Consider the following 23,827-nt stretch of genomic DNA (forward strand, 5'->3'; position numbering starts at 1 on the left):
ATATGAACGACTCCCAATTGAGAATTGTCCAACTTATAGACTCGCTTGAAACTGGCGGTGCCGAGCGCATGGCCGTAAATTACGCCAATGCGTTGCGCGATAAGATCGGGTTTTCGGCTGTGGTCGTGACGCGAAAGGAAGGAAATCTGAGCAACGATTTGGGCGATGGCGTCGGCTACAGCTTTTTGGCGAAAAAGAGTACGATCGATTTGGGCGCGATCCTTCGGCTCAGGAAATACTGCAAAGCGAATTCGGTAAATGTAATCCACGCGCACAGCACATCGTGGTTTTTGGCGGTCTGCGTGAAATTGACAATGCCGTCGGTAAAAATCATCTGGCACGACCATTACGGTTCGAGTGAATTCGTCGACGAGCGAAAATTCGCAGCGTTGAAATTCGGATCGTATTTTTTTGGCGGAATCTTGTCGGTCAACGAAAAACTCGCCGATTGGGCGAAACGAAAACTAAATTGCGCGAACGTAACATACTTGGCAAACTTTTTCCAAATCGTTCCCGACGCGAAAAAAACAACCGAATTATTCGGGCAAAAAGGAAAACGGATTTTGGCGCTTGCGAATCTCCGACCTCAAAAAAATCATTTCCTGATTCTCGATTCCTTGCGCTTCTTGCCAAAGGACGAATGGACGTTCCATTTGGTCGGAAAGGATTTCGACGACGATTATTCGGCGAGACTTCGGCAGGAAATAGAATCGGACCATCTTGAAAGTCGCGTTTTCATCTACGGTTCCAAAGACGACGTACAGCATATAATTTCCGAGAGCGAAATCTGCATCCTCACATCGAATTCTGAAGGTTTGCCCGTAGCTTTGCTCGAATATGGAGCGCAATCCAAAGCAGTCCTGGTTACGGCCGTGGGCGAAATTCCTTCAATAGTGAACGACGGCGTAAACGGCAGGATCGTGGCGCCCGGTAATGCGAAAGCCTTTGCCGCGGCACTTGAGGCCTTGAAGTCGGATGCCGGATTGCGCGATCGCATCGGGAAAAACCTCTACGGAACCATTGTCGAAGGTTTTTCAGAACAAGCTGTGATTTTCCATTATCTTAACTGGCTAAAAAGATTGTGATGTTTGGCATTGACAAAAAATACCTGTTCCTGGTTGGTTTCCACGTTTTGTTGGGAGCGCTTTTTTTTGCCGTCAATTCGTTCTCGAAGCCTTATTCCTTACTCGTGTTGGTCGTTGGCACGTATTACATTTTCAAAAACAGGAATGCGAACGATGAAGCTCTGCTCGCTGCGGCCTACGCCGTTGGGTGCGAGGTGATGATGCGCATGACCGGAGGAGCCGTGTTGTATGAATTCGGTAAATATTCGGTCATTTTTTTCCTGTTGTTCGGAACATACTACACGGGATTTTCGAAGAACGGAGTCGTGTACTGGATTTTCCTCTTGTTGCTTGTTCCGGGAATAGTGATTGCCACACAGACGCTTAGCGAAAACGTGGACATGCGAAAGACGATCATTTTTAACGTTTCCGGCCCCGTGTCATTGAGCATCGCCGCATTGTACTGTTATTCGCGCAAAATTTCGTTTGACCAGTTCCAGAATATTTTGTTGTGCCTGGGATTGCCCGTGATCACAGTTGCAATTTATTTGATGATCTTCACGCCCGACATCAGGGAAAGTGTGACAGGAACGGGCTCCAATTTCGCTACGTCGGGAGGTTTCGGTCCCAATCAGGTCTCGACTATGCTAGGACTCGGCATGTTTATTTTTATATCTCGTGTGATTTTTAAATCCCCGAATTTGCCTATTGTTATTTTTAATTTGGCCATTGCGATCCTGATTGGTTTTAGGGGATTGGTCACATTTTCGAGAGGCGGAATGATAACGAGTGTCATCATGATTCTGTTATTGGCATTTGTAATCTTTTCGAAAACCAATTCCCGCGGAAGGCAAAAAATGACGATGGTCGTCGTATTCGGGACAATCAGCTTCGTGGCGATATGGACTTATTCATCAGTGCTTACGGGCGGGCTCATAGAGAAACGGTACAACAATCAAGATGCGGCGGGAAGAGTAAAGGAAAGCCAATCGAGCGGTCGTGGGGAAATTGCCGAAACTGAAATCAATAGTTTTCTGGACAGTCCGTTCCTGGGAATCGGAGTTGGTCGCGGGGCGGATTTACGCGCCGATTCTGAGGGAACGTCGCTTTCCCACAGCGAAATTACGCGCATGCTTGCCGAACACGGTTCCCTGGGCATACTCGGGCTACTTATTTTGTGTATCACTCCAATCGTACTATACGCCGACAACAAGCAGCATTTCTTTTTGCTTAGCATGCTTATCTTTTGGTTGCTAACCATAAATCACGCCGCCATGCGACTCGCCGCGCCAGGATTCGTTTACGCGTTGTCAATCCTAAAAGTCACCTATCTTGAAACACCTGCTGTACATAGGGAATAAACTTTCGGGCGTCGGGAAAACGCTTACCGCGATAGAGATTTTGGGTCCGTTGTTGGAATCGGAAGGATTTTCAGTCGTGTACGCGTCGTCGGCAAAGAAAAAGGTCGTACGTCTTTGGCAAATGTTGCTCGCTGTTGTCGTAAACCGAAATAAAATTGATTTCGTCCTTATCGACACATACAGCACTTCGAATTTTTGGTACGCGTATCTCACGGGCCGACTCTGCCATTTTTTGAAAATGAAATATATACCGATCCTGCACGGCGGAAATCTTCCGTTGCGTTTGCAGCGAAACCCGGTCTTGTCGCGTCAGCTGTTTGGAAACGCCTATAAAAATGTCGCGCCTTCAAATTACCTGGTCCAAAAATTTGCCGATGCAGGATTTGATTCGGTGCAAAAAATACCGAATCCGGTTCCGACGTCGGCTATCGAATACACCGAAAGGAAAAACTTTAAGCCGAGATTGCTTTGGGTGCGTTCCTTCTCGAAAATCTACAATCCTCAAATGGCGATAAAAGTCATCGTGGAACTCAAAAGGGAATTTCCCGATGCAAGTCTTTGCATGGTCGGGCCTGACTCGGGAAGTTTGGAAAGTGTAAAACAGGACGCTGAAAATTTCGGCGTTTCGGTGAAATTCACTGGAAGGCTTGAAAAAAAGCAATGGATGGAAATGTCAGCCGACTACGATTTTTTCATCAATACATCGGAAATAGACAACACACCGTTCAGTCTTTTGGAAGCTGCGGCTCTCGGATTGCCTGTCATATCGACGAACGCTGGCGGAATTCCTTATCTTTTCGAAAGCGAAATCAGTGCGAAACTCGTCGAAAGAGGCGATTTTATCTCGATGGCCAAATCGATTTCAAACTGTATCAAAAACCCTCAAAAAACAACCGAAATGACAATTCGGGCACGTGAAGTCGCGCTTGAAAGCGATTGGCGGAATTTGCGCAACAATTGGCTCGAAATTTTAACATAACCTTCAATGCCTATGTCGGAATTTAGTAACTTGCGGCCTTATTCCACAAAGCTCGATGATCAAAAACAAGAAGATACATTTTGAAGTTTCGGAGCGAAAGATCCTGCTCAGGATTTTTGACATACTCTCGGTACTTTTAGCGCTGTATCTTGTAGGCAAGGTTTTCAGTTTCAATTATTTCGACATATCGACGACGAATTTTTACTGGACGATCGTGCTCGGGTTGTACATCACGATCATCGGGACCGTTTTTGAAATGTATAATCTCCAAGTCGCGAGTAACGAACTGCAGATGATCAAAAGTATCGTGCTGACGGCGTCGGTTACGGTTCTCGTGTACTTACTGACGCCAGTCTACACTCCGATTCTACCGTCGAACAGGATACAGATATTATTTTTCTATCTGGCCGTTTTGGCTGCTTTGGTGATTTGGCGTTTTTTTTATGTGAAATTTCTTGCGTCACATCGGTTCATTAAAAAAGTCGTACTCATTTGCGACAGGGATCAGGCCGGAGAACTTATCACGGGTCTGGAAAGCGTCGATCCGCACTACAAAGTTCTGGGTTACGTGAACACCGATAGCAATTCGCCTCACAACGACGGTTTTGGTTTTATCCAACATATCAATTCAGAAAATCTTGAGAAATACGTAGGTGCGAATATGGTTTCGGAAATCGTAATCGCATCGCAAAAAACCGACGGCATAACCGCAAACCTGCACAACCAGTTGATCCATCTGTTAGAAAACGGCTACATAATTCGCGAATACACGCAGGTTTATGAAACCATCACGCAACGCATTCCTGTGCAATATGTCGCCCGTGATTTCTACCGATATTTCCCATTCAGCCGAAGCAATCAAAATCACCTGTATCTGCTCGTGGTGCGTATTCTTGAAATTTTGTTTTCGATTGGCGGAATCTTGGTCGGATTGGTTTTGTTGCCTTTCATCCTTGTTGGAAATGCACTTGGAAACCGCGGAAAGCTTTTTTATACCCAGGAACGGGTAGGGCGGAACGGCGAGGTCTTCAATATTCTGAAACTCCGCACAATGATCAAGAATGCCGAGAGCAACGGTGCCGTTTTTACGACTACGAACGATACGCGGGTCACTCCGTTCGGGAAAATCATGCGCAAGACGCGTATCGATGAATTCCCACAATTCTACAACATCTTAAAAGGCGATATGGCCGTGATCGGTCCGCGTCCCGAACGTCCGGTTTTCGTAAAGGAAATCGCCGACGTCATGCCGTTCTATGAAACGCGCCACGTCATTAAACCCGGGCTTACGGGTTGGGCGCAGGTGAATTATTCATACGGGGAAACGATTGACGACAGCCTGATGAAATTGCAATACGACTTGTATTACATCAAGCATCGCAGTATTTTCCTCGACATCAACATCGTGATCAAGACGTTGAGTACCGTTTTATTTTACCGCGGGCAGTAATCAGATTTTTTTGTCGGTTATGAAAGCCATGAAAATCGAAAGCAAAAGGAACAGCAGAAATGTAAGGCTTTCTATTACCAGGACGAGAAGTAAGGCGATACGTATAAATTTCTTGGAATAAGCCAGATTTCCACTTGGAAGGACGGCGAACAACGCGGCAATCACTAAAGCCGCGATCGGAATTACCACAATCGAGATTGCGAGTGCAACCAATAAGCTTTTCCCCACCGGTAAAGGAATTTTCGTGAAGAATCTAGTCAGCAACACAACGTTTGCGAAAATGACGATCGCGGCAATCCGTATGATTTTATAGTTGAGCGAGCGCCGTTTTTGTTCGTTCGACACGACAATCAATTCTTTGATGAAATCCTCGTCGATTTGATTATTTTGTTCCATCGGCTTTCGCGAATAACGACCCTTTTCGCGCTCTCAACGCAAACTTCGCCAACAGGATAAAGTGCGCGACCATCATCGGGGCCACGATCAGCAAATGGATTTTGTCGATCATAAAACCCAAATAAAGCAGAAGGAAAATCACGCATATCATCGACACATAGAAAACGCCTTTCGCATTGCGTCGGCCGTAAAAAAACACGAGCAAAAGCAAAAGCGGGTTAATGAAAAATGCGTTGTAATTCCATTTCAATTCGACGTGGAACGAATACCAACCCGCGATGCAAAAGAATGCGCCGATCAAACCGATGATGGAAAAATAAACCAACGTCACTTTGTCCTTATTTAAAAAAACGAGCAGCAGCAACAAAGCGAAATACGTGTACACGTTGTTCCACCATGAAAAAGGCGCGGGCTGATCTTCAAAAACCAGCCACGATTTATTTTCCTTGAGCAAAGGCGAGCCGTTGTTTTGGGCCGACGCGATGCTTTGGTACAATTCGATCGGAAGGAACAGCTGTTTCGCCTTGTCGTCGACGCGCGTCCCGAAGATCACGCTCGTTCCCCATTGTTCGTAGAAATGCCCGTCGAATTCGGGATAAATGACTTCGCGGTATGAAATTTCGGTATTGCCGATTTTCCTGATCGTTCCGGCTCCGGCGAGTTCGTTGATGAGATCGGCGACTTTCGTGGTACAGTTTCGGTCGATGAATTTATATGTGTAAAAACGTTCTTTCGACATCAAGACCAAATTGAGTTTGTTGTACAAAAGCTGTTTCTGCGCCTGAGACAAATTCAAAACCTGCTCGAAAACCGACCGTTTCTCGTATTCGTAATTGTAGATGAAATCCTCAAAAGTGCTTACCGACACGAAGTACTGCAAATCGCCTTTCACGAATCGCAAAGCGAAATTTCCCGTATTGAAATCGAAAGTGCCGTAATTGAAAACCTTGTCGATTCCGGTCGCCGGATCGTTTATGCGAAGCGCCGTATGCCCGTAAAGTGAATACAATTCGTTGCCTTTTCCGCACGTCAAAACGCTGATCTGGGCCGAATCGGATAGGGTAACGAGCTGCCCGAAACTCAGCAACGGCATGAAAATCAACAGGAAAAGGAAACGACGCATGCGGTTAGGTTTTACGGCAAGATAGCCAAATTACCTGAAAATGCCCATGTCGACTTTCAGCGAAAAGATGTTCGAATACAAGGCCGCGCTTTGGTCGCCGAGATCGGTGAGCGCATAATCGACCTGAATGCCTTTGTATTTGAATCCGATGCCGACGTTGGGTTGGAATCCGACGCGTTCCGAACCGTCAATCTCGGTCAAATTCTGGAAGTTCCCGACACCGGCGCGAATAAATGCCAGGTCGATGTATCCGAGCTCAAACCCGACCGCGGGATCGATGCTCACGGCCGACGTCGAAATGATGTCGTTCGTCTGCTCGAAGCGCGTGTTGAGGTTGATCGCGGCAAGCAACGTCATTTCGTTGTGGAACTCGTATTTTTTGGCGACTCCGATCTGGAGTTTCGGAAGCGTGATCTCAGTACTTTCAGGCAATTCCTGATTTTGTCCTTCCACGGCATCCTGGACTTTCTGGTATTCGTCCTCGTCGATCATCCAGATGTTGTAGGTCGTCGTGATATCGCGCGCCATGGCTCCGAATTTCCAGCCATTGCGTTCGAACTGTATGCCCAAATCAAATCCGAATCCCCATGAATTCGCGAATTTCCCGATCACGCGTCTCACGACTTTCGCGTTCGCGCCCCAAGACAGGCCTTCGACCTTCAGATGTCGCGCGTACGAGAACATGAACGCATAATCGGCCGTCGAGAACAGGCTGATTCGGTTGTAATCGATATTTCCCTGCTCGTCGATGAGCTGCGTCGTGTTCATGATGTCGTCGACCCCGAATCGGATCGCCGAAAATCCCCAGGCGCTGCGGTCGTCGATCGGTTTTGCATAGGCGATGTAATCGTATTGGGCGATGTTCGCGAAATAGCTCGCGTGCATGGCGGCGACCTGTCCGTCTTCAAGATTCAGGATGCCCGCGGGATTCCAATACACGGCGTTCACGTCGTTCGTGCTGGCCGTGACGGCGTTCGACATGCCCAATGAGGCCGCGTCGACACCGATGTTGAGGAATTCGTTCGAGTATTTTCGTACCGCTTGGCCGTAAGAGCACAGCCATCCGAAAAGGAACACGAGTAACGAGAGTTTTTTCAAGGCAAAATTTTTTTCAAAAATAGCTATTTTTTCTGACGCTTTCCCGCACAATTTCAAGCGTGTCGCGAGCGTTAAAAACTGTCTTAAAAACGCGTTTGCCTTAAAGTTATTGTACTACATTTGTGCTGACCGAGACATTTAAACGAACATTCGATGCGCCTTTTGCGACAATTGCCCAATCTCATTACCTTGCTCAATTTATTTTCAGGCTGTATCGCGCTGGTTTTCGCGTTTCAGGAAAATTGGCTGCTCGCGTTATTTTTCGTGGCTTTGGGAATTTTCTTCGACTTTTTTGACGGATTTTTCGCGCGCATGTTCAAAGCGTCGTCCGAACTCGGTTTGCAACTGGATTCCCTCGCTGACATGGTCACGAGTGGCGTCGTTCCCGGTGTAACGATGTTTTTCATGTTGAGCCGCGCCGTGCAGCTCAAAGGTTTTTCGCCCGCCGAACCGAATTTGTGGATTTGCCTGCTCGGATTCGTGATCACGCTGGGCTCGTGCTTCAGGCTCGCGAAATTCAACATCGACACGCGACAAACCAATTCGTTCATAGGATTGCCCACGCCGGCCAACGCTTTATTTATTTTGAGTTTACCATTGATACGCGAAGGCGATTCGCTTATACTTTTCGAATTGTTCATGGATACGTATGTCCTACTGGGCATCACGGCGTTCAGCGCATTCATGCTCAATGCCGAAATCCCGCTGTTTTCGCTGAAATTCAAGAAACTCTCGCTAAAGGAAAATGCGACCCAAATAATTTTCCTGTCGCTTGCGATCCTGTTGCTTGCATTTTTCAGATACGCGGGAATTGCGCTTACCATCCTGACGTATATCGCGATGTCGGTCATCACAAACAAACGCAGTAAAAAATAATGGCGGCACGCAGACCAGTTTCGGGATCGCGTTCACGCGGTAAGAAATCGAGTGCGGCAAAGAAGTTATCGCGCTGGCTTTGGGTGCTCGCGGGTTTTCTCTTGTTGTTCGCAATCGCTTGGCATTACCGAAACGGAATCGCATATTACTTCAGCTTCAGGACCGACAAAAAAGTTTCGGCCGAAGAAAAGCGCCTCGCCGATGTGCGTAACGTCGAAGTTCTGACGCGCCATTACGGCAATGCGATCGGGTTCGACGTGTCGGAATATCAAGGCGAGATCAATTGGGCGAAAGTCGACTCGGTCGAAGGTTTGTATCCGCTTGATTTCGTGATGATCCGCGCTACGGCCGGAAAGAACAAGGTCGACGCTTGTTTCAAGGAAAATTGGAAAGGTGCGAAACAGCGCAATTTGATCCGGGGCGCGTATCATTATTATCGTCCGAACGAAAACTCATTGGAACAGGCCGCGCATTTCATCTTGAACGTCCGGCTCAAGAACGGCGATTTGCCGCCCGTTCTCGACATCGAGAAAATTCCCGAGAACCAGTCGATGGACAGTCTTATGGTCGGGCTTCATCGCTGGCTGAATGCCGTCGAAAAATATTACGGCGTGCAACCGATCATCTATTCGGGTCAAAAATACTACGACGATTTCCTGGCCGACGAATTCGAAGGTTACGTATTCTGGATCGCGAACTACAATTTCTTTGTTGAGGAAATTGACGAGGAATGGATGTTCTGGCAATTCACTGAAAGCGCGAGCATCGAAGGCGTTCCGGGTCCTGTCGACGTGAACATCTATAACGGGCCGCGCGCCCGGCTCGAATATTTGCGCATCAATCCAACGCAGATGAAGAGTAAGATAGGTAAATAATCAAACTGATTTATGGACGCTACGCCAAACTCGGAATCCCAAAAAGTAACGGAATACATCGATTCGCTTGACGCTCAAACAAAAGCCGTCGTCGAATTTTTACGCGAATTATTCCTGAACGTCGATCCGGAAATAGCGGAACATATAAAATGGAATTCCCCGAGTTTTTACTATTCGGGGCAAATGGAAGCGTTCGATGCCAAGGAATACAAGCGCGATATCGCGGTAATCAACATACATCGTGGCAAAATTTTAATTGTTTTCCCGACCGGCGCAAAAATAAACGACGAAGCCCGACTCAAAGGCAAAAATTATCCCGACGGACGAAAAATCATCACGATTGAAAATCTCGAAGACGCCAAAGCGCAAAGCGCGGCGTTACAAAACGGGATTAGGGATTGGTTGTCGCAGGTTGAAAAGTAACACCTGACTGATGACGGAATTTACTCGCTCTTCGCGTGGAAGTCGATCTTCTTCTTACGCAATTCGAAGTTCTGCCCCAAATAAACGCGTCTCACCATTTCGTCCTGCACCAATTCTTCGGGCGTTCCGGCTTTTAGGATGCCGCCTTCGAACATGAGGTAACTTTTCTCGGTAATCGCGAGCGTTTCCTGGACGTTGTGGTCGGTGATCAGGATGCCGATGTTCTTTTCCTTGAGTTGTGCGACGATACGCTGGATGTCCTCGACCGCAACCGGGTCGACACCTGCGAACGGTTCGTCAAGCAGGATGAATTTCGGGTCGGTCGCCAGCGCGCGCGCGATCTCGGTACGACGTCGTTCGCCACCTGAAAGCAAGTCGCCACGGTTGGTTCGGATGTGTTGCAACGAGAACTCATCGAGCAACGATTCCATTTTTTCTTCCTGTTGTTCTTTCGTCAAATCGGTGAGCTGAAGTACGCTCAAGATGTTGTCCTCTATGCTGAGTTTCCTGAAAACCGACGCTTCCTGAGCCAAATATCCGATCCCGTTTTGTGCACGTTTGTACATCGGGAAATCGGTGATATCGGTTTGGTCGAGGTAAATATTACCGCTGTTTGGCTTCACCAAACCTACGATCATATAGAAAGACGTGGTTTTTCCGGCACCGTTCGGCCCGAGCAACCCGACGATTTCGCCTTGGTTCACTTCGACCGAAATGCCTTTTACGACGGTTCTTTTCTTGTAGGTTTTGATTAGGTTCTCGGCTCTTAGGATCATTTTTTGCAATTTGAAAATTTGAAAATTTGGAAATTACTTCAAGACCAAATTCGCGTTCAAAGTTATGATTTAACGGATAGTTGCGATCTGGATTAACAAAATAATTTGAAAATTGATAACTTGCTAATTCGAGTATGAGTTCGTTCGAGTTTACGTGATAACTCAAAATAAGAGAATTGGAGTACATATCGAGAAGTTAATTCGATCCAGAGCCAATTTTCAAATTTCCAAATTATCCAATTTTCAAATTAGGCTTGTTCCAACGCTTCCCAAAACTCATAAGCTCTCCTCAAATGCGGAATCACGATCGTGCCGCCAACCAAAGTCGCGATGCCCATGGCTTCCATCATTTCCTCTTTCGTGACGCCTTCCTTGTAGCTGGTTTCGAGATGGTATTTCACGCAATCGTCGCAACGCAGCACCGTCGACGCGACAAGCCCGAGAAGTTCTTTCGTCTTCACGTCGAGCGCGCCCGCAGCATAAGCGTTGGTGTCGAGATTGAAAATGCGCTTGATGACTTTGTTGTTGTCAGCCAGCAGTTTTTCGTTCATTTTAGAACGGTAGTCGTTGAATTCCTGGATCAGATCAGACATTACAATTGCTTTTTAGCTTCTTCTTCGAGTTTCTCTTTTGCCTCTTGCTTGAGTTTGTTTTTCACGACATGGCCCGCGATGAATATGCTCACTTCGTAGATGATCAACATCGGAATCGAGACGATAACCTGGCTCACTACGTCGGGAGGCGTAACGATAGCCGCGACGACCAACACCAGAACGATCGCCCAACGGCGGTATTTCCGAAGGAATTCGGCTGTGACCAAACCTAATTTGGCGAGGAAAAATATGATGATCGGCAATTCGAAAAACAGTCCGCACGCGATCACCGAAGTCTTCACCATGCTGATGTACGAATCGAGGTTGAACTCGTTCTTCACGATTTCACTTACGTGGAATGTCGCGAAGAAATTCACCGACATCGGAACGATCAAATAATATCCGAACAACACGCCCATGAAAAACAACAAAGACGAAATCGAAATGAAAACCTTCGCGCCCTTGCGTTCTTTCTCATACAAAGCCGGGCTGATGAAACGCCACAATTCCCACAAAATATAAGGAAACGCGAGGATGAAACCACCGGCGATACACGTCCAGACGAGAATCGTGACCTGGCCTTCCATGTCGGTATTCTGGATCACGAAGTCGAGTTCGGTCACGCAGATGTCTGAAACGCCGAGCTGGTTCGCGAGGTCGCAAAAGAAACCGTATGTCCAGAAACTCGGTTGCGTCGGCCCGAAAATAATCGTATCAAATACAAAATCGCTCACGAAGAAAATCAACGTCGCGGCGATCAAAGTCGCGATGGTACTGCGGACAAGCAACCAACGCAATTCTTCCAAATGGTCCATGAACGACATTTCATTCATGGGTTTTTTAACTCTTTTTGCCATTATACGACGCCTTCTTTTAAGATGTCGTGCAGATGGATGACGCCTTTGTAAGCGCCTTCGTCAACGACTATTAATTGTGTGATCGAGAAATCTTCCATGGTATTCAACGCATCGGTGACCATACTTACGGACGATACGCTCTTTGGGTTTTTCGACATGATATCTTTGGCCGACAGATCGCCGAACGAATCCCGCGTTTCGAGCATGCGTCGGATATCGCCGTCGGTAATGATCCCGATGACTTTTCCATCATCTTCGACCGCGGTTACGCCCAAACGTTTTTGAGAGATTTCGAAAATGACTTGTTTGATCGATGAATCGGGAGCCACGACGGGACGATGTGTCTGGTCGAGCATATCGCCCACGCGCAACAACAATTTCTTGCCAAGTGCGCCGCCGGGATGGTATTTCGCGAAACTTTCAGGCCCGAAGTTGCGCATCTCAATGAGGCAGACCGCGAGTGCGTCGCCCATTACGAGTTGTGCCGTAGTCGAATTCGTCGGAGCCAGATTATTCGGATCGGCCTCAGTAGCGACAGTCGTATCGAGCACGAAATCTGAATTTTTTGCCAAAAATGACGTGATGTTGCCCGTCATCGCAATAAGCGTATTGCCGAATCGTTTTATAAGCGGCACCAAAACCTTGATTTCAGGACTGTTCCCGCTTTTGGAGATGCAGATCACGACATCTCCGGGTTGGACCATTCCGAGGTCGCCGTGGATCGCCTCGGACGCGTGCAAAAACATCGCAGGCGTTCCGGTCGAATTCATGGTTGCGACTATTTTCTGCGCGATGATCGCACTCTTGCCGATTCCGGTCACAACGAGCCGTCCCGAAGCTTCGAATATCAGCTCGGCGGTTTTGGCGAAATCAGGCGTTAAAATGTCAGTAAGATGGGCAATGGCCTCGCTTTCAGCAAGAATCGTTCGCTTTGCGGAAGCCAGTATTTTTTCGATTGTAACCAAAAGATTGTAACAGTATAAAGTTTGTATCCCTGAAAAAAACTCGTATCTTTAGGGAAAGCAAATGTACATAAATTACCCTAATCTCTCAGAATGAATCCACCCGAAATTGATATACACCAGCAGTTACGGAAGTATTTTGGTTTCAGCCAGTTCAAGGGCCTGCAAGAACAGGTCATTCGAAGCATCCTCGCACATCACGACACTTTTGTCATCATGCCAACGGGCGGCGGCAAATCGCTTTGCTACCAATTGCCCGCGCTTATGGAAGAAGGAACGGCGATCGTCGTTTCTCCGCTGATCGCGCTCATGAAAAACCAGGTCGATGCGATCCGCGGCATTTCGGCTGAAGCTGGTGTCGCCCACGTTTTGAATTCGTCGCTTACCAAAGCCGAGATCGCGGTCGTCAAGCAGGACATCGCGAGCGGCGTTACGAAACTGCTCTATGTCGCGCCCGAATCCCTTATAAAAGAAGAATACGCCGATTTCCTTAAGACGCAGAAATTGTCGTTCGTCGCGATCGATGAAGCGCACTGTATCTCAGAATGGGGACACGATTTCAGGCCCGAATACCGAAACCTGCGCAGCATCATCAAACAATTCGGCGACGTTCCCGTGATCGGTTTGACCGCGACCGCGACGCCCAAAGTTCAGGAAGACATCCTTAAGAATCTCGATATTCCCGACGCCGACACGTTCAAAGCGTCGTTCAACCGTCCGAATTTATATTACGAAGTACGCCCGAAGACGAAGAACGTCGAGAGCGACATCATCCGTTTTATCCGAAACCACAAAGGCAAGTCGGGCATCATTTACTGTTTGAGCCGTAAAAAGGTCGAAGCCGTCGCCCAGGTTCTGCAGGTAAACGGAATCAGCGCGGTTCCGTATCACGCGGGCCTCGACGCCAAAACGCGCGCGAAACACCAGGACATGTTCTTGATGGAAGACGTCGATGTCGTTGTGGCGACGATCGCGTTCGGAATGGGAATCGACAAGCCCGACGTTCGCTTCGTGATCCACCACGACATCCCGAAATCGCTTGAAAGTTATTACCAGGAAACCGGTCGTGCGGGACGAGACGGAGGCGAAGGTCATTGCCTCGCGTATTACTCGTACAAAGACGTCGAGAAACTCGAGAAATTCATGTCGGGCAAACCCGTGGCCGAACAGGAAATCGGGTTCGCATTGTTGCAGGAAGTCGTTTCTTATGCCGAGACTTCCATGTCGAGACGCAAATTCCTGTTGCATTATTTCGGAGAGGAATTCGACAGCGAGACCGGAGATGGCGCCGACATGGATGACAACATGCGCAATCCCAAAAAGAAAAAAGAGGCAAAGGACGATGCGAAATTATTGCTCGAAGTCGTCCGTGACACCAAACATTTATACAAGGCCAAGGAGGTCGTGTTCACGCTCATCGGCAAGGTGAACGCCGTGATCAAAGCGCACCGGACCGATACGCAACCGTTTTTCGGCGCGGGTTCCGATCAGGACGAACGTCATTGGATGGCATTGATCCGACAGGTTTTGGTCGAAGGTTTCCTGTCAAAAGACATAGAAACGTACGGCATTCTCAAAGTCACCCGAAAAGGTCTCGATTTCATTGCGAACCCGACCTCGTTCATGATGACCGAAGACCACGAATACGATGAAACCGATGACGATACGGTCGTGACATCGACGAAATCATCGGGAATCGCCGACGAAGCGTTGATGGCGATGTTGCGTGACCTTCGTAAAAAAGTCGCGAAACAGCTCGGAGTGCCGCCATTCGTTGTATTTCAGGATCCGTCGCTCGAGGACATGGCGCTCAAATATCCGATTTCAATCGAAGAACTCGGAACCGGAATCCATGGCGTCGGCGAAGGAAAAGCCAAGAAATACGGAAAGGAATTCGTGGAACTCATCGCGCGTTACGTAAAGGATAACGACATCACGCGGCCTGACGATCTGGTCGTGAAATCGACGGGAGCGAATTCGGCGAACAAACTGTACATCATCCAAAGCATCGACCGTAAACTTTCGCTCGACGACATCGCCAAGGCCAAAGGCATGAACATGGACGCATTGCTCAAGGAGATGGAAATGATCGTGTATTCGGGTACCAAACTCAACATCAAATACTGGATCGACGATTTGCTCGACGATGACCAACAGGACGAGATCCAGGAGCATTTCATGGAATCCGAGTCGGACAAGATCGAGGATGCGCTCAAGGAATTCGAAGGCGATTACGACATTGAGGAATTGCGTTTGATGCGGATTAAGTTTATTTCGGAAGTCGCGAATTAGGCAAAAGTCGAAAGTCGAAAGTCGAAAGTCATGGAGCGGCCGATGAATCCTCGTTAGGTCTGCGATTAACGTTTCATGTCGTCAACTAAATTCACTCTCACATCTAAAAATGAGTCCTGCCCATAAAGGCTGTTGAATGTTGGTTAGGTATGCGATTAACGTCTCATGTCGTCAACTAAATTCACTCTCACATCTAACAACGAGTCGTCGTTTATAACCGCCTTTACGACTTTATGACTTTCGACTTTCGACTTCAAAACATAATGACTTTCGACTTTCGACTTCTTTTGTTGCTTTTTTGGACCGGACTCTCGGCCCAGGAAATCGATTCCGCTGTCGAAGAAACCGATACGATTTCGGAGATAATTTCAGAAACGCCACCGCCGCGTTACATCGCACCGTACGCTAAACTCGACAGTATCGCACGAACGGTCAGATACGACGGCAACCTCGAGAAAGCCACGTACGAACTCACGAAATCTTATTCGTCCGAGATTGAGAAGACGCGTGCCATTTTCGCGTGGGTAACGGCCAACATCGCCTACGATTACAAATCCTACAACAAAAACAAGCGGACCGATTTCCCGAAGTGTAAAGGCAAAGATGACTGTGCGGCCAAGTTCATAAAATGGGAAGCCGATTATCTCAACAACGTATTGCGAAAAGGCAAGGGCGTTTGCGACGGATACGCGCGCGTGTTCAAGAAAATGTGCGGTTTTGCGGGCATCCGATGCAGTGTTGTGAGCGGCTGGTCGAAACAATATATAAACCAGGTCGGCAGGATGGGAGCGTTGAATCACGCGTGGAACGTGGTCATCATTGAAGAGAAACCGTATTATCTCGACGCGACCTGGGCTGCGGGATATTGCACGAGAAACGAGAAAGGCGAACTCGACGCTTTCCACCGAAGTTACAACGATTATTATTGGCTGACGCCTGAAGATCGGTTCCTTAGAAACCATTTTCCGAAAGACACGATCTGGCCCAAAACCTCAAAGGCCGACAAGATCGTGTATCGCGACCAGCCGTATATCAACAATCATTATCTCAGTTCGATCGACATTCTTTCGCCCGAATCCGGCGTGATCAAGGTGAAGATGTGTGAGTTCATTAAGTTCAAGTTCGATTTGAGATACGTTGTTCGGAAAATGCAGGTAAACACCAATCTCTACAAGAATCCGCGCGCCTGGGTTCTGGAAAATGGAGAGAAAGTCCTCGACGGGAACGCGCTCAAAAAACAAAAATATGTCGATTTGCAGGACAGCGACTTGTTCTACGAGTTCGAATATGAAGTGTTGGATCGAAACCTGCGTTTTATCGAAGTGCTTTTCGATTACAATGTGGCGTTGAAATTCAAGGTTGAAGTGGTGGACTAATCAACAGGTCGTAAGGTCTTAAAGTTTTAAAGGCGGACATAAGCTGCACATTATATCTTCGATTAATGCATCAGATCGTACTTTTGACGGGCTTTGCGACTTTACGACTCATAAAGTTCGCCTCGATGCGGTTTCAAAGCATCCCTAACCGAAATCATTTCGGCGTCGGTGACGACCATGAACGCGATCGAATGCATGTCGGATTTCACTTCGAAACCTGTGATGTTAAGCGGAAGTTTTTCGGCGGCGATGAATTCCTTCAAGTGTATTTCGTGATGCTCGGCCGTTTTTTCAGCCGCCGGGCCGCGAAAATCCCAGATCATTTTAATTTTTCTCATGTTGTTGGGTGCAAGGTTCAGGGTGCAAAGTTACGAAGGCGCGTCGTGGTTTTTTAAAAAACTGTAGCTTTGGGAAAACCATCGGCATGAAAAGATTTGTTTTTGTTTTTTTGTTTGCGTTCGGATCGGCGTCAGCACAGGATTTGACATTGGAGCAAGCGAACCATCTCGCGACGTTGCCCGTAAAATGTGTGCAACAGGAATATCCGAATAAACCCGGAGAAACGCTCATCGACAGTACCGAAATCATGGGCCCGAAGAAGATGCATCCCGCGTTCTACGGCTGTTACGATTGGCATTCGTCGGTTCACGGCCATTGGAGTTTGGTGTATTTGCTCAATCATTTCACCGACTTGGAAAACCGTGAATTGATCATTTCGAAGTTGAAAACCAATCTGTCGAAAGAAAACATCCGGGCTGAAATCGCTTACCTGAGCAAGAATCACGAGAAATCTTTCGAGCGCACCTACGGCTGGAATTGGCTGTTCAAACTACAACTCGAACTTGAAAAGTCGACTGAACCGTATGCGAAAGAACTTGCAGGAAACCTGCGTCCGCTGACCGATTTGTTGATTGGACGATACATTTCGTTCCTTCCGAAATTACTGTATCCGATCCGCGTCGGAACACATTCAAATACCGCGTTCGGCCTCATGTTCGCTTGGGATTACGCAGTCTGGTCGAAAAACGAAACCTTTCAAAAATCAATTCGCGACAATGCGATCCGATATTTTAGATCCGACAAGAATTATCCGTTCACGCTCGAACCGTCGGGCAGCGACTTCCTTTCGCCTTGCCTCGAGGAAATCGGGATCATGCAACGCGTTTTGCCCAAAGACGAATTCCTCAAATGGCTCAAAGAATTCATGCCACGACTTTTCAAGAGAGATTTCAAATGGGAAGTCGGCAAAGTTTCAGATCCGACCGATCCGCAACTCGTGCATCTTTACGGACTCAATTTTTCACGCGCGTGGAATTTGTATCATCTGATCAATCAATATCCGACAGCATTCGCGCATTTAAAGTCGTTGGCCGACGCGCATTTGGCGTATTCGCTACCAAAAGTCACCGACGGAAATTACGAAGGCGAACATTGGCTCGCGTCGTTCGCGTTTCATGCGTTCGAAGAAAAGTAGATGCTCGGCTGCAACTTTAGCATTTCAGCACTTTAGCACTTCAGCACTTCTCCGTATTTTTGCCCCATGCCAAAAGAGCTTCTCATTCAAGTTTCGCCAGAACAGGCGACTCAAAATGATTTCCTAAAAGAGCACGCAGCCAAGTTGTTGCGCACGTCTGCAAAGGAAATCCAGCACGTGAACATCTTAAAACGTTCGATCGACGCGCGACAAAAAGCCATAAAGATCAATCTCAAGCTCGAAATATTTTTCGCAGGCGAATCCGTAACCGAACAAAACGTCGATTTGCCCGATTATAAAAATGTGGCAGACGCTCACGAAGTAATCGTCGTTGGAGCAGGACCGGCCGGGCTTTTCGCGGCTTTACAACTCATCGAACTGGGATTGAAGCCGATTGTAGTCGAACGCGGTAAAGACGTTCGGGGACGCCGACGCGATCTGAAGGCGATCAACCGCGACCACATCGTAAATCCCGATTCCAACTACTGTTTCGGCGAGGGCGGCGCGGGAACCTATTCCGATGGAAAGTTGTACACGCGCTCCAAAAAACGTGGCGACGTCGACCGTATCCTGAAACTGCTCGTCGCATTCGGCGCGACGCCCGACATCTTGGTAGAGGCGCATCCGCACATCGGAACCAATAAATTACCGAAAATAATCGAGGACATTCGCGATAAGATCATCGAGTGCGGCGGCAAAGTCCTGTTCGACACGCGAGTCGACGATATCATAATCAAATCGGGAGAAATCCAAGGCATCGTCACGCAAAATGGTGATCGAATAGAAGCGAACAAGTTAATCCTCGCGACAGGACATTCGGCTCGCGATATTTTTGAATTGCTCGATCGAAAGAAAATCGAAATCGAGGCAAAGCCATTCGCAATCGGCGTTCGCGCGGAACATCCGCAGGAATTGATCGACCAGATACAATACAGTTGTGATTATCGTGGCGAGTTCTTGCCGCCGGCTCCATATTCGATCGTTAAACAAGTCAATGGACGCGGCATGTATTCGTTCTGCATGTGTCCCGGAGGCGTGATCGCGCCATGTGCGACGAGTCCGGGCGAGGTCGTCACGAACGGTTGGTCGCCGTCAAAACGCGATCAGGTAACCGCGAATTCGGGCATCGTGGTCGAACTCAAGCTCGAGGATTTCAAGCCGTTCGCAAAAGCAGGCGCGCTCGCGGGATTGGAATTCCAGAAAGCGATCGAGCAACAAGCTTGGCAAATGGCAGGGCAGACGCAGAGAGTTCCGGCCCAGCGAATGGTCGACTTCAGCCAGGGAAAAGTTTCGGCCGACATCCCGAAAACGTCTTACGTTCCGGGCACGACTTCGGTGGAACTTGGAGCCGTTTTCCCGGGATTTCTCACGCAGATCATGCGCGAAGGCTTCATGGATTTCGGGAAGTCGATGAAAGGTTATTTCACGAACGACGCGATTTTGCACGCGCCCGAATCGAGAACATCATCACCCGTGCGCATTCCACGCGACCCGATTTCACTCGAACACACGCAGATCAAAGGCTTGTATCCGTGCGGGGAAGGCGCGGGTTTCGCCGGAGGGATCGTGTCGGCGGCTATTGACGGGGAAAAATGTGCGATCAAGATAGCCGAATCATTAAAGAAATGACGGTTCTCGGTTAAAACCGTGGGGCTTCTATGCAGAAAATCAAGTCGTGGAAAACAGGCGCGCGCAAAATCCAGCGGAGGCGGTCAGCGGCGGTTGCCTGCCGTTTCCATTTCTTTCCAAACACCATTAACAATCCTGTAGATGGAAGGGCTGGACGTAGCCGCGCAGTTACCGACACTTGACGAAGTAATTGCGGCAAGTTCAAAATTTTCGTCAAAAATCGGAGCTGAAATATAAGTAATTCCTTTAGGACATTTTTTTAATAATGATCCGGCAGAATCAGGATTGGTTCTCTAAGGAATCAAATCACTTGTCTTTACAAACGAGATTCCTATTTTTTTGATCATATTGGAATCAAGTTTGAATTTCTTTGCTCGTGCTTCCAAAGTTTTTAGCTCAGACTTGTTGCGTAAATATAATTTCCGAATTACGAATTCTTCGATATGATAATGTGGATTTACAATTTTGCTCGTTGCGATAAACGATTCGTTTGTCGTCTCCAAAATACAGTTGCAACTATCGTTTTTTAAAATCTGCTCGACTAAATTATTTGCGTTCTCGTTATACAAATCTTTCGAAACCTCTTTGGAATTCTTACAGGCAATAGTAAAAATTAAGGCAATCAAAATGTAGTAGCGTAGCGACATAATTTGATCTTCGTAAATTGCAGATTGACTGACATTTACCGAATTTCGACATCAGCAGCGTTATCGGAACGATGCTAGTCAATTAATCACCGACTCAATCCCACCAAAGCATCAACGACTTGGTATCGGTGATTTCGTCTTTCAAAGCGGTCAGCGTTCCTGCGCCTTGATCGACGCTGTCGGGACATAATTTATAAACGTCTTTTGCGAATGCGGTCATGTTTTTTGGCAGCGTTTCGAATGTGATTTTCACCCAATCGTCGGCACAACCTACGACCGTGAAATTGCACAGTTTCTTCCATTTTTCGAGCGATGCGACAATCATGTTATTGTCGACGTCGTGATTCGGACCTTGCGTATTTCGATATTTTACGATGTCGAGATCATCGCCGCCTTTGAGAATTGCGATGCCGGTCAAGTCAGCGCCATCGCTGAATTCAAACAGTAAATATCCTTTTTGTTTGAATTGCGCCCTGAGGTTTTCGACTGTCGGTTCATTGTCCGACGATTTGTTTATCGCGACTATTCCGTCGAAAGTGCCTGAAGCGATTTCGCCCGTTTCGGCATCGATCGTAGGCAATTGCGTTAGCGCGCTTCCGGCTTCCTTTTTCAGAAGTGACGCGAGTTCGGCATCGAAATTTAGTTTTGCGACCAATTCACTTTCAGTCTTTGTGAGTTGCGCGTGAGAAACCCCGACAAAAAAAAGTCCCGACAAAAGCAGGACCGGTATACGTATTTTCATGGTGATGATGATGCTTTACTGCAATAGTACATCTATTTTCTTAAGCAGACTGTCAAAAAGTCGGCAGTTGCGTTTTTCGATCACGCTGTACAATTGAAACAGTTTGTCGTCGCGTTCGGACTTGAGCGCGTAGTTGTTGCAGATGTTGGCGCAGACTTTCGACAGCAGGGTTTTAGCGTCGGCGTTCTTATAAGCGCTGATCGCATTCTGGAAGTCGGCGTTCGCGTAATCGTCGTCGACGTTCATCTGCAAAGTCGGGAAAAATGCGGCGTGCGGATAAACCGAATATGCGATGTACGAAGCCTGCGGATATTGCGTCAACACTGCGATGTCGGTGGGATTTTTGAAATTGGCAAGTGTCGCCAGAATCTCGGCAGTCGGATACTTCGTCGCGAAGAATTTCACGCGAGCGTAATTCTTGGATTTATAACCGCTCGTGTAGAAAATCGTGTTCAGTGTACGGGGCGCGACATTGTCGTCGGCCAACGCCATCGCGGTTAGTTTCGCAAGACAGGCGTCGGTTTCCACTGATGTCCATTTCGTGTCGTAATCGCGTCCGAACATGCCTTTGAGTTCTTTCTGCAACCCTTTCTTGGTGGTGCGCTCGTAGTATTTCTTGCGTTCGGCTTTCTCTTTTTGATGGGCGACGGCAACATAAAGTTCACTCGCGGGATTCGATTCGTATTCGATCACTCCCAGTTTTAATTTTACGATTTCGTCGCTTGTCATGTAGCTTTTGAACAGATCGGCGACTTTTGCGGATTTGCGTTCCACGAGTTCCTGGGCGATCGCGATCTTGGCGTCGGCGTTTGCGCGGGAAACGGCTTTGAGAAGCTCGTCCTCGGTTGCCGATTTGTAATCGGTTTCAGTCGTGGTGTGTCGTGATACTGTCGGTTTATTGCCCGATCCGTTGTCGGCGATAAGCTTTGTCGATCTGGCCGATTGTGAAAATCCGACGGCTCCGGCAAACAAGCAAAATAGCAGCAATGTGTTTTTCATAGGCACTTAAAAAATTGTAGGTTTCGTTTGGGGGCGAAGGCGATTTACTAACGTGTTTTTCAGTCCATTAGTGTATCGCGGATTGTAAATCTAACGTAAAAAAAGAAATTACGAACCATAAAAATCCGATTTTAACAAACAGCGCTTCGGGCTTTATCGGCTAACCGTCAATGTTTTATCGGTTTTTTACAGGTTTTTCGGAGCGTGTTTTTCAATCGTCGGCCGAACGCAAAACCATTCTTTTTTCTTACTTTTGAAATCAAGTCATGATAGAAGAAAAAGTAATATTAGTAAACGAAAACGACGAGCAGATCGGTTTGATGCCGAAGCTTGAAGCCCACGAGAAAGCCGTTTTGCACCGCGCGTTCTCGGTTTTCGTGATGAACGGAAACAACGAGGTTATGCTGCAGCAGCGAGCGGCCCAAAAATACCATTCGCCTTTGCTGTGGACCAACACGTGTTGCAGCCACCAGCGAGAAGGTGAAACCAATATCGAGGCCGGAACGCGTCGCTTGCACGAGGAAATGGGTTTCACCACCGAGTTGCGCGAACTGTTCCATTTCATTTATAAAGCACCGTTCGAAAACGGCCTGACGGAACACGAACTCGACCATGTCATGATCGGATTCTACAAAGGCGAACCGAACATCAATCCTGACGAAGTCGCCGACTGGAAATGGATGCACATCGACCTTTTAAAGACCGATATGGAAAAACATCCCGAGAAATACACGGTTTGGACGCGTATTATTTTCGATGAATTTTATCATTACCTTGAAGATCATAAGGTGTAGACGAAGGACGAAAGACGAATGACGAAAGACGAATGACGAAAGACGAAGGACGAAGGACGAATGACGAAGGACTGAAGCATCGGAAGGCAAAAGCTCGAATGAACGCATCAACCAATCAAAAAAAAGTCCATCCATCGTCAAAAGACACGATTCGAATAAAACAAGTAACCGATTCAACGATTAAACTAAAAAAGTGAAAGTAACAGTCTCAAGAAAAGCCCACTTCAACGCCGCGCATCGCTTACATCGAAAAGACTGGTCGTTCGAGAAGAACGATTCGGTGTTCGGGAAATGCAACAACGAGAACTTTCACGGGCATAATTATGAGTTGATCGCGAGCGTGACGGGCCAGGTCGATCCGGAAACGGGTTACGTGATCGACATCAAAAAATTATCGGAAATCATCTACGAGGAAGTCGAAGTCCCGTTCGATCATAAAAATTTGAACCTCGACGTGCCCGACTTCGCCGACCTGAATCCGACGGCCGAACACATCGCTTACGTAATCTGGCACAAAGTCATGAAACGCCTCGACCCGAGTTTTGAACTCGAGATCAAATTATACGAAACGCCGAGAAATTCTGTAACGTATAGGGGAGAATAATCCGTAAATTGTGTTTGGAGTCGAAAGGCGAAAGTAAGACGAAAGACAAATGACGAATGACGAAGGACCAAAATCCGGAAGACAAACGACGAATGACGAAGGGCCAAAATCCGGAAGACAACGACGAATGACGAAGGACTAAAATCCGGGCGACAAACGACGAATGACAAAGGACCAAAATCCGGAAGACAAACGACGAATGACGAAGGACCAAAATCCGGAAGACAACGACGAATGACGAAGGACTAAAATCCGAAAGACAAACGACGAATGACAAAGGACCAAAATCCGGAAGACAAACGACGAATGATGAAGGACCAAAATCCGGAAGACAAACGACGAATGACGAAGGACCAAAATCCGGAAGACAAACGACGAATGACGAAGGACCAAAATCCGGAAGACAAACGACGAATGACAAAGGACCAAAATCCGGA

At 47.6% G+C, this 23,827-nt stretch carries 24 protein-coding genes; 13 read left to right on the forward strand and 11 right to left on the reverse strand.

Going from position 1 to position 23,827, the window contains the following annotated elements:
• Positions 1-2 precede the first annotated feature (2 nt).
• The 4 genes from EOO50_RS11310 to EOO50_RS11325 are packed head-to-tail and all read left to right on the forward strand — an operon-like array spanning position 3 to position 4,854.
• Complete coding sequence (locus EOO50_RS11310) at positions 3-1,085, forward strand: glycosyltransferase (RefSeq protein WP_290840168.1); 1,083 nt, start codon at positions 3-5, stop codon at positions 1,083-1,085.
• Complete coding sequence (locus tag EOO50_RS11315) at positions 1,085-2,425, forward strand: O-antigen ligase family protein (RefSeq protein ID WP_290840170.1); 1,341 nt, start codon at positions 1,085-1,087, stop codon at positions 2,423-2,425. Before EOO50_RS11310 ends, EOO50_RS11315 begins: the two co-directional genes overlap by 1 nt.
• Entirely contained in the window at positions 2,397-3,404 is a 1,008-nt protein-coding gene (locus EOO50_RS11320; protein WP_290840172.1) for a glycosyltransferase family 4 protein, read from the forward strand. The genes EOO50_RS11315 and EOO50_RS11320 overlap by 29 nt, the downstream gene beginning before the upstream one ends.
• A gap of 55 nt (positions 3,405-3,459) precedes the next feature.
• Complete coding sequence (locus tag EOO50_RS11325; RefSeq protein ID WP_290840174.1) at positions 3,460-4,854, forward strand: exopolysaccharide biosynthesis polyprenyl glycosylphosphotransferase; 1,395 nt, start codon at positions 3,460-3,462, stop codon at positions 4,852-4,854.
• Here EOO50_RS11325 and EOO50_RS11330 read toward each other — a convergent pair whose 3' ends face one another.
• From EOO50_RS11330 to EOO50_RS11340, 3 genes are read right to left on the reverse strand one after another with little or no spacing between them, the layout of a single operon-like run.
• The gene (locus tag EOO50_RS11330) at positions 4,855-5,250 is read right to left on the reverse strand and encodes a hypothetical protein (RefSeq protein WP_290840176.1); all 396 of its coding nucleotides are present in this window, start codon (positions 5,248-5,250) and stop codon (positions 4,855-4,857) included.
• Complete coding sequence (locus EOO50_RS11335) at positions 5,237-6,373, reverse strand: DUF4105 domain-containing protein (RefSeq protein ID WP_290840178.1); 1,137 nt, start codon at positions 6,371-6,373, stop codon at positions 5,237-5,239. The genes EOO50_RS11330 and EOO50_RS11335 overlap by 14 nt, the downstream gene beginning before the upstream one ends.
• Positions 6,374-6,403: 30 nt before the next feature.
• Positions 6,404-7,432: a PorV/PorQ family protein gene (locus tag EOO50_RS11340; protein WP_363331751.1), complete on the reverse strand. Its 1,029-nt coding sequence runs from the start codon at positions 7,430-7,432 to the stop codon at positions 6,404-6,406.
• A 192-nt stretch (positions 7,433-7,624) separates the two neighbouring features.
• Between EOO50_RS11340 and EOO50_RS11345 the strand changes: the two genes are divergently transcribed.
• From EOO50_RS11345 to EOO50_RS11355, 3 genes are read left to right on the forward strand one after another with little or no spacing between them, the layout of a single operon-like run.
• Positions 7,625-8,347: a CDP-alcohol phosphatidyltransferase family protein gene (locus EOO50_RS11345; RefSeq protein WP_290840182.1), complete on the forward strand. Its 723-nt coding sequence runs from the start codon at positions 7,625-7,627 to the stop codon at positions 8,345-8,347.
• The gene (locus EOO50_RS11350) at positions 8,347-9,222 is read left to right on the forward strand and encodes a GH25 family lysozyme (protein ID WP_290840184.1); all 876 of its coding nucleotides are present in this window, start codon (positions 8,347-8,349) and stop codon (positions 9,220-9,222) included. The genes EOO50_RS11345 and EOO50_RS11350 overlap by 1 nt, the downstream gene beginning before the upstream one ends.
• Before the next feature lie 12 nt (positions 9,223-9,234).
• The gene (locus tag EOO50_RS11355) at positions 9,235-9,645 is read left to right on the forward strand and encodes a DUF1801 domain-containing protein (protein WP_290840186.1); all 411 of its coding nucleotides are present in this window, start codon (positions 9,235-9,237) and stop codon (positions 9,643-9,645) included.
• Between the two features lie 20 nt (positions 9,646-9,665).
• Here EOO50_RS11355 and lptB read toward each other — a convergent pair whose 3' ends face one another.
• The 4 genes from lptB to EOO50_RS11375 all read right to left on the reverse strand — a co-directional run bounded on the left by lptB (position 9,666) and on the right by EOO50_RS11375 (position 12,836).
• Positions 9,666-10,421, reverse strand: coding sequence for an LPS export ABC transporter ATP-binding protein (gene lptB / locus EOO50_RS11360; RefSeq protein WP_290840188.1), 756 nt, complete (start codon positions 10,419-10,421; stop codon positions 9,666-9,668).
• A gap of 248 nt (positions 10,422-10,669) precedes the next feature.
• Entirely contained in the window at positions 10,670-11,014 is a 345-nt protein-coding gene (locus EOO50_RS11365; protein WP_290840190.1) for a carboxymuconolactone decarboxylase family protein, read from the reverse strand.
• Complete coding sequence (gene tatC / locus EOO50_RS11370; RefSeq protein ID WP_290840192.1) at positions 11,014-11,871, reverse strand: twin-arginine translocase subunit TatC; 858 nt, start codon at positions 11,869-11,871, stop codon at positions 11,014-11,016. Before tatC ends, EOO50_RS11365 begins: the two co-directional genes overlap by 1 nt.
• Positions 11,871-12,836, reverse strand: a complete 966-nt coding sequence (locus tag EOO50_RS11375; protein ID WP_290840194.1) for a KpsF/GutQ family sugar-phosphate isomerase — start codon at positions 12,834-12,836, stop codon at positions 11,871-11,873. The genes tatC and EOO50_RS11375 overlap by 1 nt, the downstream gene beginning before the upstream one ends.
• Before the next feature lie 90 nt (positions 12,837-12,926).
• On the opposite strand from EOO50_RS11375, the gene recQ reads away from it, so the two are divergent.
• Together recQ and EOO50_RS11385 are read left to right on the forward strand one after the other, a co-directional pair.
• A complete protein-coding gene (gene recQ, locus EOO50_RS11380; RefSeq protein ID WP_290840196.1) occupies positions 12,927-15,125 on the forward strand; it encodes a DNA helicase RecQ in 2,199 nt (732 codons plus the stop codon).
• Positions 15,126-15,388: 263 nt separating this feature from the next.
• Positions 15,389-16,501: a transglutaminase domain-containing protein gene (locus EOO50_RS11385; RefSeq protein ID WP_290840198.1), complete on the forward strand. Its 1,113-nt coding sequence runs from the start codon at positions 15,389-15,391 to the stop codon at positions 16,499-16,501.
• Positions 16,502-16,602: 101 nt separating this feature from the next.
• On the opposite strand, the gene EOO50_RS11390 is transcribed toward EOO50_RS11385, so the two are convergent.
• A complete protein-coding gene (locus tag EOO50_RS11390; protein ID WP_290840200.1) occupies positions 16,603-16,839 on the reverse strand; it encodes a hypothetical protein in 237 nt (78 codons plus the stop codon).
• 86 nt (positions 16,840-16,925) lie between these two features.
• Here EOO50_RS11390 and EOO50_RS11395 point away from each other — a divergent pair, with 86 nt between their 5' ends.
• Entirely contained in the window at positions 16,926-17,975 is a 1,050-nt protein-coding gene (locus tag EOO50_RS11395) for a DUF2891 domain-containing protein (protein ID WP_290840202.1), read from the forward strand.
• 66 nt (positions 17,976-18,041) lie between these two features.
• Positions 18,042-19,604, forward strand: coding sequence for an FAD-dependent protein (locus EOO50_RS11400; protein ID WP_290840204.1), 1,563 nt, complete (start codon positions 18,042-18,044; stop codon positions 19,602-19,604).
• Between the two features lie 741 nt (positions 19,605-20,345).
• On the opposite strand, the gene EOO50_RS11405 is transcribed toward EOO50_RS11400, so the two are convergent.
• Together EOO50_RS11405 and EOO50_RS11410 are read right to left on the reverse strand one after the other, a co-directional pair.
• The gene (locus tag EOO50_RS11405) at positions 20,346-20,993 is read right to left on the reverse strand and encodes a DUF4253 domain-containing protein (RefSeq protein ID WP_290840206.1); all 648 of its coding nucleotides are present in this window, start codon (positions 20,991-20,993) and stop codon (positions 20,346-20,348) included.
• Between the two features lie 15 nt (positions 20,994-21,008).
• Positions 21,009-21,992 (reverse strand): hypothetical protein, encoded by a 984-nt coding sequence (locus EOO50_RS11410; protein WP_290840208.1) that lies wholly within the window; start codon positions 21,990-21,992, stop codon positions 21,009-21,011.
• A gap of 266 nt (positions 21,993-22,258) precedes the next feature.
• Between EOO50_RS11410 and idi the strand changes: the two genes are divergently transcribed.
• Both idi and EOO50_RS11420 read left to right on the forward strand, forming a co-directional pair.
• Complete coding sequence (idi, locus tag EOO50_RS11415) at positions 22,259-22,786, forward strand: isopentenyl-diphosphate Delta-isomerase (RefSeq protein ID WP_290840210.1); 528 nt, start codon at positions 22,259-22,261, stop codon at positions 22,784-22,786.
• A 193-nt stretch (positions 22,787-22,979) separates the two neighbouring features.
• Positions 22,980-23,390, forward strand: a complete 411-nt coding sequence (locus tag EOO50_RS11420; protein ID WP_290840213.1) for a 6-carboxytetrahydropterin synthase — start codon at positions 22,980-22,982, stop codon at positions 23,388-23,390.
• 245 nt (positions 23,391-23,635) lie between these two features.
• Here the strand turns inward: EOO50_RS11420 and EOO50_RS11425 are convergent.
• Positions 23,636-23,827, reverse strand: a 192-nt coding sequence (locus tag EOO50_RS11425; RefSeq protein ID WP_290840215.1) for a hypothetical protein, incomplete at its 5' end; no start/stop codon positions are given.

Source organism: Flavobacterium sp., from assembly GCF_004211145.1.
Classification (GTDB): domain Bacteria; phylum Bacteroidota; class Bacteroidia; order Flavobacteriales; family Flavobacteriaceae; genus Flavobacterium.